Genomic DNA, 10680 nt, shown 5'->3' with positions numbered 1-10680 from the left:
GCGCAGCCAGTCGGGAAGCTCCGCCAGCGTGTCGACCGCCCCCTCGAAGTGCTTGACGTGGGAGTTGACCGTCCCCACGAGCGCCTTGTTGTGCAAGACGAGTTCGTTGTGGATCCGCCCGCCGTCGACCTCGAACTCCCAGGAATCGGGGATACCCAGCAGCGCGCCGACGCCGTTGGGCGCCAGCGCCTCGACCGTCTCGAAGGCGTGGGGCGCGTAGCCCGTCGCCTCGTAGACGAAGTCCATCGGTTCGTGAGCCTCGGGAACGGTCTCCAACGGCGTTTCGTTGGAGTTGACGTAGGTCGCGCCTATCTCGTCGATGATGTCGACGGTCGGGTCGGGGCGCTCCCGGCGGCCCAGACAGTAGGTCCGTTCGAAGTCGTGAGCGGCGAACGACCGGTCGCTGTCGACGCCGTACTCCAGCATCGCGAGGGTGAGCAGGCCCAGCGAGCGGTTGCCCAGCACCAGGGCGGACTCGGGCGTCCACTCGAAGGCCGACCGGGCGGCGTAGGCGTGTTCCATCGCCTTCTCGGTGATGCTGATCGGTTCGACGAGGAAGCCGACCTCCCACAGCTCCTCGGCGATCGACACCAGATACTCCGGCCGGCTCGTGACGTACTCGGCCATGTAGCCGTGGTCGCCGACGATCCCGCGCTCGACGTACTCGCCCTCGGGCGCCATGTCTGGCTCGCCGCGCTCGAAGTACTCGTTGGACCCGTCTGCCGGCGGCCGCCGGACGGTCGGGACGACCACGTCGCCCTCGTCGAGGTCGGTGCCGTTCGCGTCTTCGACGACGGCGACGGCCTCGTGGCCCAGCACCATGTGGTCCTCGCCCTCGGGGAACCCGCCGTGGGAGCCGCTGATGACCTCGTGGTCGGTGCCGTCGACGCCGACCCTGAGCGTCCGCAGTAGCGCCTCGCCCTCGTCCGGTGTCGGTCGCGGCTTCTCTATCAGCGTCGGGCCATCGGAGCCCCGCTGGACAGCGATCGCTTTCATCAAGGAAAATAAGTACTCTATCCCGAGTTAAACCTTTCCTCGCGGGTCGGAAACCGGAGTCGGTCGGCAACAGATCGACCGACACGACGCTGTTCGGGGGTGGCAGCGTTCACGGACGGGATGTGTCGGTGGACCGCGGTCAGTCCTCGACCGGGACGGCTTCGCCGGTCTCGCTGGAGCGGTAGATGGCCGAGAGGACGCGCTGGACGGTCAGCCCCTGTTCGACGGTGTTCCGTTCGGGCGTCTCGCCGCGCGCGCAGTGTTCGAGGAAGTAGCCCTGCTCGGCCGCGTGGGCGTCGTTCCCGCGCGTCTCGACTTCGGACTCGACCATGTGGCCGGCCCCCTGGATGCCCGACTCGTGGAAGGTCACGCCCTCGCCCGGGCGGAACGTCGCACCGGACTCGGTGCCGCGGAGGACGTACTCCTGTTTCTTCGGGCGGTTGACGGCCCAGGCGACCTCCAGGGAGATGGTCCGGTCGTCGGCACAGCGGATGAAGGCGGTCGCGGAGTCGTCGACGTTGAACCCCTCGGGGCCCTGGTCGTCGCCCCACATCTGGATGTAGGTGTAGTCGTCGCGGCCGCCGAACTGCGAGCGTGTGACGCCGCTGACCTCCTCGACTTCGGGGTAGCCCAGCAGGTACAGCGACAGGTCGACGGCGTGGACGCCGATGTCGATGAGCGCGCCGCCGCCGGCGACCTCCTTGCTCGTGAACCACGACCCGCGACCGGGGACGCCCCGGCGGCGGATGTAGTTCGCCTCGACGTGGCTCAGGTCGCCGAATCGACCCTCCTGGCGGTAGCCGTTGATGACCTCGACCGGGTTCTCGAAGCGGGTGTGGAAGCCGACCATGCAGAAGCCGTCGGCGGCGTGGGCGGCGTCGGCGATCCGCTCGGCCGCCTCCAGGGTGTTGGCCAGCGGCTTCTCGACGAGCACGTCGAGCCCCTGTTCCAGCGCGTCGACGACGTACTGCTCGTGGAACTTGTTGGGCGTCGTGACGGCGACGGCGTCGACCTCGTCGTACAGTTCGTGGTGGTCCTGATACGTGGGGACCCCGAACTCGTCGCCGAAGGAAGCGCGGGCGCCCTCGGCGATGTCGACGCCGCCGACCAGGTTGGCCCCCTGGTCGACGAACCGCTCCGCGTGGTGGTGTCCGATGTTACCCAGACCGACGATGCCGAGTCTGACAGATGAGATATCGACCATAGTGTTGACTCCGTTCGGTTCTCACGGAAACCTACACGCCGACTGCCGTAAATCTCCCGCGATCGGACGCTGAACGCCGCCCCAGGTCGAACGACCGCCGACACCGTTCGACTTCCCGGGACACACAGCGCCGCTCGCCCGTGAATTCCGCGGTCACTCGACGGCGACCAGTCTGTCGAGCGCGTACACCGTCCGCAGCACGTCACCGGCGTCACCGGCGGGGAAGACCAGGTCGTCGCGCTCGCGGACGTGGTCGAGGACGACCGAGGAGGCGTGCTCGGGCGCGGCGGCGATGCCCGCGTCGCGCTCGGCGACCCACTCCATCACCCGCAGGTCGCTCTTGCTGTCGCCCAGCACGAGCGCGAACGGGTCGTCGACGCCCAGCACCTCGAACGCCGCCTCGACGCCGCCGGGCTTGTCGAGTTCGCGGCTCACGACTTCCGCCGCGTCGCCCTCGTAGTAGGCCACGTCCACGCGCTCGAGGAACGCCGCGACCGCGTCGGGAATCTCGGTGTCTGCGGGTTCCCTCTCCCCCGGGAGTTCCCCGCGCTCGCCGAGCGCCGCCGCGATCTCCGGATCGCGGGCGGCGTAGAACGCCCGGGTCCACTCGCCCGCCGCCGCGCCGAGGACGCCGTCGTCGTGTTCGGCCGAGCCGGCCGGCCCAGCGTCGTCGACGCGGTCCGCGACGACGACGCCGAGGAGGTCGAGCAGGTAGACGAGCGCGTCGTCGATCACCGCGACCGCGTCCTCGCTCCCCGTCTCGAAGTTCGGCTTGAGCGTGACGTTGAACTCGTTGCCCTGGAGGTGACAGCCGCGGGCGACGGGCTCGGGCGCCTCGGAGAGCACGCGCTGGCGCAGGCGGTCGAACACCGCGCGGACCGTCTCGTCGAGGTCCTCGTACAACAGGCGCTTGGTGTCGGGGCCGTGGCCGGGCGTGAACACGCCGGTCCCGCTCTCGTAGACGACGCTCACGTCGCCGGAGTTGACGACGGCGTTGCCCAGCCCCTGGCTGAGAAAGCCCTTGACGTTCTCGAGGGTCTGGCCGGTGCAGACGACGATCGGCACGCCGGCCTCGTGGAATTCGGTCAGGAGGTGGAGCGTCTCGCGCGGGATCTCGTTGTCGGTCGTCCCCGCCGAGCGCAGCGTCTCGTCCACGTCGAGGACGAGGGCGTTGACCGACCGGTCGTACTTCGTCGCGAGGTCGAGCCCGGCGAAGGCCTGGTCGCGGGTGGCGTGGGCGGCCACGTCGGCGTAGGTCTCGCCCGTGCCTGGGAAGGCGTCGCGGATCTCGCCGCGTAACTCGTCGAGTTCGTCGCTGGCGTCCTCCCAGTAGGTGAGCGCCACTCGCGAATCCAGCGGCGGGAACAGGTCGACGAACGCCTGGTGGGCGCCCAATCGTTCGGCGTCGAACTCCTCGTAGAGGCGATAGAGCTGGTCGTAGCGTTCCATTACTCGGACCTACCGTCGGGGCGCGTTGTGTAGGTTGGGGTCGGCGCTCGCGGCCCGACGGATCCGCGGTCGGTTCCGAGAGGCGGCCCGCTCGGTGGGACGGCGACCCGAGCGCGGCCGGTCGCGTACACGCGGTGTGCGGGACGGCGATGGGAACCCACAACGGGTAACACCCCCGCGTGCGAAAGAACAGGTAAGACGCATGAAGAACATCGACGATCTCATCGACAGCGCGGCGGAGCTGGCCGAAGGGGGCCTCTCGAAGGGCGAGATCGCGGACGAGCTCAACGTCTCGAAGGAGACGGCCTCGTGGCTCGTCTCGCGCAGCGGCGCCACGACGACGACGGCGACCGCCAAGACGTCCCAGAGCCCCCACGACATCCACGTCGACTGGTCGGCGATCGGCCGCGACAGCGCCCGGCTCACCCACGTCGGCCGCGCCGTCGCCGACCTCCTCTCCAAACAGGGCGAGGAGGTCGACCTGACCATCGGCATCGAGAAGGCCGGCGCGCCCATCGCGACGACGGTCGCGCGCGAACTCGACACGGACCTGGGCACCTACGCGCCGAGCAAACACCAGTGGGACGACGGCGAGAGCGAGGAGCTCTCGGGGTCCTTCTCACGCAATTTCGCGGGGATCCGCAACCGCGAGTGCTACGTCGTCGACGACACCATCACCAGCGGCACGACGATGACCGAGACGGTCGAGGCCGTCCGCGACCGCGGCGGCGAGCCCGTCGCCTGCGCGGTGCTGACGGACAAGCGCGGCGTCGAGGAGATCGAGGGCGTCCCCGTCTACTCGCTCGTGCAGGTGCTGCGCGTCGGGCAGTCCGAGTAATCGGGCGCGACCGGCCGACTCAGGGTTCGACGTCTTCCCAGTACGTCGAGGTGATGTGGGCGTCCGGCTCGTCGGGCGAAGACAGGGTCAGTTCGTCGTCGGTCCACTTGACGACCAGCTCGGGCCGGTCCTCGGACGGGCCGTCCCGGTCCGGCGCTTCGGCCGCCTGGGCGCGGACGAGGTCGTCGGTGACGGCGCGGCCGTCGCCCTCCACGACTTCCTCGGTGAGTCCGACGCACTGCACCGAACGCGCGCGGTCGGTTGTCTCCGCCTCGTCGACCGCCTGCGCGCGCTCGAAGGCCGACCGCTCCTCGTGGCCGGCCAGCGATCGGAGCCGGGCGCGGAGGGATCGGCCGACCGAACGGAGTCGTGCGGCGAAGCGACTGACGAGCGAATCGGGCTCGGTTCCCCGGTCGGGGTCCCCGACGGTCCGACCCTCCCTGTCGGACCCGTCGACGGGGGTCTGGCTCATACCTGTCCTTGGTGTGGAACGGTAAAAATCATTGTGCTAATCGGTGACACGGCCGTGGTACTACCGGGTTCCCGTCAGGTCCGCTCGGGAGCGACGGGAGCGGCTCCCGGTCGGCCGGTCGTCGCCGCCTCCGGCGCTCAATCGCCCGCCGGGGCGACGCCCTGGGGCGCGGGTTCGACGGTGTAGAGGCCGAAGAAGGCGAGCGCCGCGACGACGATGAACGCGCTGGCGGTGAAGAAGGCAGCGAAGACGGAGGTGGCGTCCCACAGCGCGCCGACCGAGACCGGGCCGACCACCTGCCCGACCTTCCAGGCGATAGACCGTAGCGACATGCTCCCTGCGACCGCGTCGAAGTGCTCGCCCTCCTCGACGAACAGCGCCATGCTCGCCGGGAGGCGGAGGCTGTCGGCGACCCCGCAGACCGCGAACGCGCCGAACAGCGGGAAGAAGGCGGGCGCCAGCGTCGTCGACAGGCCCGCGACCGTGACCGTGAACGGCGCGAAGTAGCTCGCGGCGTACTCCGCGAAGGGTATGATCGCCGCGCCGACGGCGTACAGCACCGCGCCGACGAAGACGAAGACGTGCTTGTGGCCCAGTTTGTCGGTGTACGAGCCGACGATCCCCTGGGTCAGCGACTTGGTGAGTTTCCCGCCGGCGAGGATGCCGCCGACGAGGACGGGGCTCATGCCGAAGCGGGTCCGCGCGTAGATGGGCAGGAAGAGGATGACCGCCATCTTCCCGAAACTCAGGCCCAGGCGGAAGACGACCAGCGCGCGGATGGCCGCCCGGCCGAGCAGCAACCGCAGGGTTTCGACACCGGTCGCATCCTCCGGGTCGGCCTGGCCGCCGGGGTCGTCCCGGAGGAAGAAGTACACCCCGACGAACGCCAGCAGCGTCACGCCGCTGAGGACGCTGTAGGTGAGGGCGAACCCGCTGGTCGCGAGCAGGATGCCGCCGACGAGGTCGCCCGCGAGGCTGGAGAACGCGCCGACCTGATTGTAGGTGCCGAGCCACTGGCCGCGCTCGGCGTCCGGGCTTATCTCGCCGACGACGGTCGAACCGGTGATCCACAGCAGGCTCGCCCCAAGCCCCTGGAACACGCGCATTATCACGACGTGACTCACCGTCTCGACCATCGCGAAGCCGACGAACACGGCGACGTTCAGCGCGAGTCCGACCAGCAGATACCGCTTGGCGTTGCCGGTGTCTATCTTCCGCCCGAGCGGCAGGACGATGATCAGCTGGATCAGCGCGAAGGCGGTCCCGAACAGGCCCTCGACGGTTCCCGAGGTAGCGAACTCGTCCGCGTACAGCGCGAGGGCGATCGCGATCGTCGAGTACGCCTGTGACCGCGCGAAGGCGGTGCCCGCCAGGGCCACGAACTCCGCGTTCCCGAACAGCCGCAGCGACCCGCCCGAGCCGTCGCTCACGATCGACCGGTTCGGCTACGACCGAAAGGGCGTTTCGTCTCCGGCGGACCCTTCCGGCAGTTCACGCCTCGCGAACGGCCCGAGCGGAGGATACCCGTCGCTACAGCTCGATCCGCTCGACGATGTTCTCGCCGCCCTCGGAGGTGTTGACGGCGACGATCCGGACGTCGTCCTCCAGCCCGGACCCGCGGAGCTTCGCCTTCAGCAGCTCGTCGACCTGGTAGACGCCGGCGGCGTTGTGCATCTCGATCTCCACGAGGACCGCCGCGCTGTCGCCCGCCTTCAGCGTCACCGACTCGATGGCCTGGCTGGAGACGGTGTTGATGCCGCGCCCGCCCCGTTCGTAGGGGTAGCGCGACCGACCGTGTTCCATGTCGAGCCCGTCGGCCAGCCGGAGGATCCCCGCCTCGGTCGTCAGCGGCGTCTCCGCGGTGTGGTGACAGAGGATCGCGTGCAGCACCTCGCCTTTCATCCGGACGGCGTCGGCCGTGTCGTACCACTCGTCGAGGATCCGGTCCAGCAGGTCGGCCGCCAGCGGGATCGAGTAGTAGGGGTGTTCGTCCCGGTGGACCACGTGGCCGATGTCGTGCAGCGTCGCCGCGAGGGCGACGATGACCGGCTCGTCCGCGGCGTCGAGCCCCTGATCGGCCGCACCGTTGAACTCCACGCCGCCTTCGTAGCAGAGGTCGTACAGCGTCAGCGCCCGGTCGCGGACGATGCTGACGTGTTTGGCGCCGTGGTCGTTGTAGCGCATCCGCGCCACCGGGTTGACGTTCTGGGCGTCGAGATACGTCTGGATCTCCTCGTCGCGCTCGACGAACGCGAGCACGTCGTTGAGCCGCTCGTCGGGGAAGGCGTGGTCCGCGTCGGGGTCGTACGACTGGTCGTCGACCGCGTCTCGGTCGTCACTCATGTCTCCACTGTCCGTCCGGGCGCGCAAAAACCCTCCTGCCTGCTCGGACTCCGCGGCCGACCCGCCGTCGCGACCGCGCGACAGTCACTTCAGTTCAGCGCTGCGACGGCGTCGCGCACCTCGTCGTAGTCCGGTTCGATGCTCGGGTCGCCCGCGACCCACTCGTAGCGGACGACGCCGTCGCCGTCGACCACGACCACCGCGCGCTTGGCCACGTCGTCGACGCCCAGCGACGCGAAGTCCATGGCGAGGTCGTAGGCGTCGACGATCCGTCTGTTCGTGTCGCTGATCATCCCGAACGTGAGGTCGCTATCCTCGCGGAAGGCGTCGAGGGCGAACGGCGTGTCGACGCTGACGCCGTACACCGTCGCGCCGAGGTCGTCGAACTCGCCGAGGCGGTCCTCGAAGGTCTCCATCTCGTGGGTGCAGGTCCCGGTGAACGCGCCCGGGAAAAAGGCGAGTACGAGCGGGGCCTCGTCGAGCCGGTCGGACAGCGTGAACTGTGTCACGTCGCCGTTGGCCAGCGGTGCGGTGAAGTCGGGCGCGGCGTCTCCCTCGTCGACCATACCGGACGGAACCGCTCGCGCGGCAAGGGTGTTGGGACACCGGCGGGCGCGGCCGGATCCGGGCCCGGCGAAAGATTGATGATATGAGGACCAAGCGGGGTGATAGACAGCAAAAAGGTTATAATTGGCGTCGAGTAAGCGTCGGGTAGAGATGATGGACACACTCATCCCCCTGTTCCCGGTCGGGGGCATGCCGGGCGGGACGGAACTGATCGTGATCCTGTTGATCGCCGTGCTGCTGTTCGGCGCCAACAAGATTCCGAAACTCGCGCGGTCGACCGGTCAGGCCATGGGCGAGTTCCAGAAAGGTCGCGAGCAGGTCGAAGCGGAGCTCGAGGAGATGAAAGAGGGCGCGACCATCGACGACGACGGCAACATCGTCGACGAGGACGGCGAGATCCTCAAGACCGAGGCCGAGCGCGAGACCGAGGCGTCCATCGAGTCCTCGGATTCGTCGTCGTCCTCCTCGGACTAACGGTTCCGTTCTTTCCACTTTCGCCGTCGGTGAGCAACAGCAAGGTTCTTTCTCCCGGCGGTCGCTGTCCTCCGTAGGGCGTGTGGCCTAGGGGACAGGGCGAGGGGTTCCTAACCCCTCGATCGCGGGTTCGAATCCCGCCACGCCCGCTTCGCGGTTCCTCGCGTCCGCTCGGAACACGCTCGCGGGCGTGGCGACCTTCGCGAAACCTCCGGTTTCGCTCAGTCCCGCCACGCCCGTGCAGGGAGCGCGAGCCGCTGGCTCGCGCGACCGAACCGGAACGGGATTCGAACCCTGGAAGTCGCGCGCAGCGAGCGAAGCGAACGCACCCGGGGAATCCTGTGGCGACACGACCGATCGGAGCGTTCGGAACGTGTCGCCGACACAAGATTTACCCCGTACAGACGACGACTCGTGATAGATGGACCACGAGCGCACACCAGCGGACGAGACGCGCGACCTCGGCGGCCTGCTCGTCGCGTTCGTGCTCGTGGGCTTGCCGATCGGGGGCACCGTGGCCGCCGTCGCCGGGCCCGCGGGTTATCCGTTCGGGCTGTCGATGACCGAAACGATGCTGGTGACCGGCGCCGTCCCGATCGCGCTCGCGGAGGCGACGGGCAACCGGCCCGACGCGGTCCAGTCGGTCGCGTTTTTCGTCGCCTTCGGGGTCGGACAGATCTCGACGGTGCTCGTCCTCGCGCTTCTCTTCGTGGGTCCGACGCCGTGGGCTCTCACTCACCTGTTCCCACTGCTGGGTGCGTACGGACTCGCGATCCGGTGGGGACCAGCCGAAACGGCCCGCCGGCTCCGGGCCGGGCTGGGCCGACTGACGTGGATCCCCGGCGAAGAGCCGCCGACGGACCGGCGCTGACGCGACTTACTCCCGCTCGTGTACCCGCATCTGCACGGGCTTTCGCGGCCGTGTGGTGATGGTCGCGATCAGGTCCAGTTCCGGAGCGGACACCAGTTCGAGGTGGTACCGCTGGAGCAGCGTCGCCAGCACCACTTTCGCCTCCAGCATGGCGAACCGGTCGCCGACGCAGCGCCGCGGTCCGGCCGAGAACGGGAAGTACGCGAGGGCGGGCAGTTCCTCGCGCATGTCGTCGGTCCACCGTTCGGGTCGGAAGGCCATCGGGTCGTCGTAGAACCTGGGGTCGCGGTGGACCGACCACTGGTTGATCGAGACCGTCGCGCCCTCGGGGATCGTGTAGCCGGCGATCTCGTCGCGGGCGGTCGCCTCGCGGACGATGCCCGGGACGGGCGGGTACAGGCGCATCGACTCCTCGACGACCTGCTCCAGATACGGCAGGTCGCGTATCTCTCCGATCGTCGGCGGGTCGCCACCGAGCGTCTCGTCGAGTTCCGCCAACAGGCGTCGCTCGACTTCGGGACGTTGCGCGAGCAGGAAGAACGTGAACGTCAGCGCGAGCGCGGTGGTCTCGTGGCCCGCCAGCAGGAGCGTCATCACCTCGTCGCGGATCTGCTCGCGGGACATCCCCTGGCCCTCGTCGTCCTCGACGGAGAGCATCCGCGAGACCACGTCGTCACCGGGGTTGCGGGCACGCTCGTCGATGATCCGGTAGACCACGTCCTCCAGGTCGTCGACGGCCCGTCGGAGGCGGATCTTGCCGGGCGTCGGCACGTCGACGGGGAGCATGTCCGCCGAGACGCCCTCCTGGTAGTTCATGACGACTGCCAGCGAGTCGGCGACGGTGTCCACGTCGCGGCCCACGTCGACGCCGAACAGCGCGTCGGCGACGATCTCGAGGGTGAGTTCCATCATGTCCTCGTTCACGTCGCGAACGGCGCCGTCGCGCCACCGCGCGGCCGTCTGCTCGGTGCGCTCGACCATCGTCTCGGCGTACTCGGCGATGCGGCCGGGCTCGAACGCGGGACCGATGAGGTGGCGCTGGCGGCGCCAGAACTCCCCCTCGCTGTTGAGCAGCCCGTTGCCGAGGACGGGGCCGAGCGACTCTTGGAACAGCTCGCCTTTGACGTAGTTCTCGTTGTTCTGCACGAGAACGTGTTCGATACCTTCCGGGCTGTTTACCTGGTAGAACGGCGTCCCGAGGACCTCGTAATAGGCGAGGTCGCCGTACTCGCGGGCGAGGCGTTCGACGAACTCGTACGGGTCGCGGACGTACTCGACGAGATTTCCGACGACTGGCTTTCCGCTCGGTCCCGGCGGACGAACTATCTCGCTCTCGGTCGCGGATCCGACCATGGTCCTGTTACGAGCGCGATAGCAATAACCGCTCACCCGACGCTCACTCAGTCGTCGATTCGAGACAGTCGGGTACGCTCCCCGGAACCCGGATCGCGGTCCCCGCGGGAAGC

At 68.7% G+C, this 10680-nt stretch carries 11 protein-coding genes and 1 tRNA gene; 4 read left to right on the top strand and 8 right to left on the bottom strand.

Annotated features, from left to right (window positions below; all coding sequences use genetic code 11):
- The 3 genes from C475_RS13810 to C475_RS13800 all read right to left on the bottom strand — a co-directional run.
- Positions 1-996, bottom strand: a 996-nt coding sequence (locus C475_RS13810) for a glucose 1-dehydrogenase (RefSeq protein WP_006884466.1), incomplete at its 3' end; no start/stop codon positions are given.
- Between the two features lie 139 nt (positions 997-1135).
- Complete coding sequence (locus tag C475_RS13805; RefSeq protein WP_006884465.1) at positions 1136-2200, bottom strand: Gfo/Idh/MocA family protein; 1065 nt, start codon at positions 2198-2200, stop codon at positions 1136-1138.
- Between the two features lie 153 nt (positions 2201-2353).
- Complete coding sequence (locus C475_RS13800; protein WP_006884464.1) at positions 2354-3649, bottom strand: HAD family hydrolase; 1296 nt, start codon at positions 3647-3649, stop codon at positions 2354-2356.
- Between the two features lie 202 nt (positions 3650-3851).
- Between C475_RS13800 and gfcR the strand changes: the two genes are divergently transcribed.
- Positions 3852-4487 (top strand): transcriptional regulator GfcR, encoded by a 636-nt coding sequence (gene gfcR, locus C475_RS13795; protein ID WP_006884463.1) that lies wholly within the window; start codon positions 3852-3854, stop codon positions 4485-4487.
- A gap of 19 nt (positions 4488-4506) precedes the next feature.
- Here gfcR and C475_RS23905 read toward each other — a convergent pair whose 3' ends face one another.
- The 4 genes from C475_RS23905 to C475_RS13775 form a co-directional block, all read right to left on the bottom strand.
- Positions 4507-4959, bottom strand: a complete 453-nt coding sequence (locus C475_RS23905) for a hypothetical protein (protein WP_006884462.1) — start codon at positions 4957-4959, stop codon at positions 4507-4509.
- 137 nt (positions 4960-5096) lie between these two features.
- Positions 5097-6389, bottom strand: a complete 1293-nt coding sequence (locus C475_RS13785; protein WP_006884461.1) for an MFS transporter — start codon at positions 6387-6389, stop codon at positions 5097-5099.
- Between the two features lie 100 nt (positions 6390-6489).
- Positions 6490-7302: an HD domain-containing protein gene (locus C475_RS13780; RefSeq protein ID WP_006884460.1), complete on the bottom strand. Its 813-nt coding sequence runs from the start codon at positions 7300-7302 to the stop codon at positions 6490-6492.
- Positions 7303-7391: 89 nt separating this feature from the next.
- Positions 7392-7868 (bottom strand): redoxin domain-containing protein, encoded by a 477-nt coding sequence (locus C475_RS13775; protein WP_006884459.1) that lies wholly within the window; start codon positions 7866-7868, stop codon positions 7392-7394.
- Between the two features lie 151 nt (positions 7869-8019).
- Here C475_RS13775 and C475_RS13770 point away from each other — a divergent pair, with 151 nt between their 5' ends.
- The 3 genes from C475_RS13770 to C475_RS13760 all read left to right on the top strand — a co-directional run bounded on the left by C475_RS13770 (position 8020) and on the right by C475_RS13760 (position 9214).
- On the top strand, positions 8020-8343 hold the full coding sequence (locus C475_RS13770) for a Sec-independent protein translocase subunit TatA/TatB (protein WP_049930599.1): 324 nt from the start codon (positions 8020-8022) through the stop codon (positions 8341-8343).
- A gap of 76 nt (positions 8344-8419) precedes the next feature.
- Positions 8420-8492, top strand: a tRNA-Arg gene (locus C475_RS13765).
- A 272-nt stretch (positions 8493-8764) separates the two neighbouring features.
- The gene (locus C475_RS13760; RefSeq protein ID WP_006884457.1) at positions 8765-9214 is read left to right on the top strand and encodes a hypothetical protein; all 450 of its coding nucleotides are present in this window, start codon (positions 8765-8767) and stop codon (positions 9212-9214) included.
- A 6-nt stretch (positions 9215-9220) separates the two neighbouring features.
- On the opposite strand, the gene C475_RS13755 is transcribed toward C475_RS13760, so the two are convergent.
- Entirely contained in the window at positions 9221-10567 is a 1347-nt protein-coding gene (locus C475_RS13755; RefSeq protein ID WP_006884456.1) for a cytochrome P450, read from the bottom strand.
- Positions 10568-10680: the final 113 nt, after the last annotated feature.

This window comes from Halosimplex carlsbadense 2-9-1 (assembly GCF_000337455.1).
Taxonomy (GTDB): Archaea; Halobacteriota; Halobacteria; order Halobacteriales; family Haloarculaceae; genus Halosimplex; species Halosimplex carlsbadense.
This window is presented reverse-complemented; position numbering and strand designations above follow the sequence as displayed.

Excerpts from the sequence above, each read along its gene's own strand:
- gfcR (WP_006884463.1), top strand. The coding sequence starts at position 3,852 with ATGAAGAACATCGACGATCTCATCGACAGCGCGGCGGAGCTGGCCGAA.
- C475_RS13760 (WP_006884457.1), top strand. The coding sequence starts at position 8,765 with ATGGACCACGAGCGCACACCAGCGGACGAGACGCGCGACCTCGGCGGC.
- C475_RS13800 (WP_006884464.1), bottom strand. The coding sequence starts at position 3,649 with ATGGAACGCTACGACCAGCTCTATCGCCTCTACGAGGAGTTCGACGCC.
- C475_RS13770 (WP_049930599.1), top strand. The coding sequence starts at position 8,020 with ATGATGGACACACTCATCCCCCTGTTCCCGGTCGGGGGCATGCCGGGC.
- C475_RS23905 (WP_006884462.1), bottom strand. The coding sequence starts at position 4,959 with ATGAGCCAGACCCCCGTCGACGGGTCCGACAGGGAGGGTCGGACCGTC.
- C475_RS13780 (WP_006884460.1), bottom strand. The coding sequence starts at position 7,302 with ATGAGTGACGACCGAGACGCGGTCGACGACCAGTCGTACGACCCCGAC.
- C475_RS13805 (WP_006884465.1), bottom strand. The coding sequence starts at position 2,200 with ATGGTCGATATCTCATCTGTCAGACTCGGCATCGTCGGTCTGGGTAAC.
- C475_RS13755 (WP_006884456.1), bottom strand. The coding sequence starts at position 10,567 with ATGGTCGGATCCGCGACCGAGAGCGAGATAGTTCGTCCGCCGGGACCG.
- C475_RS13775 (WP_006884459.1), bottom strand. The coding sequence starts at position 7,868 with ATGGTCGACGAGGGAGACGCCGCGCCCGACTTCACCGCACCGCTGGCC.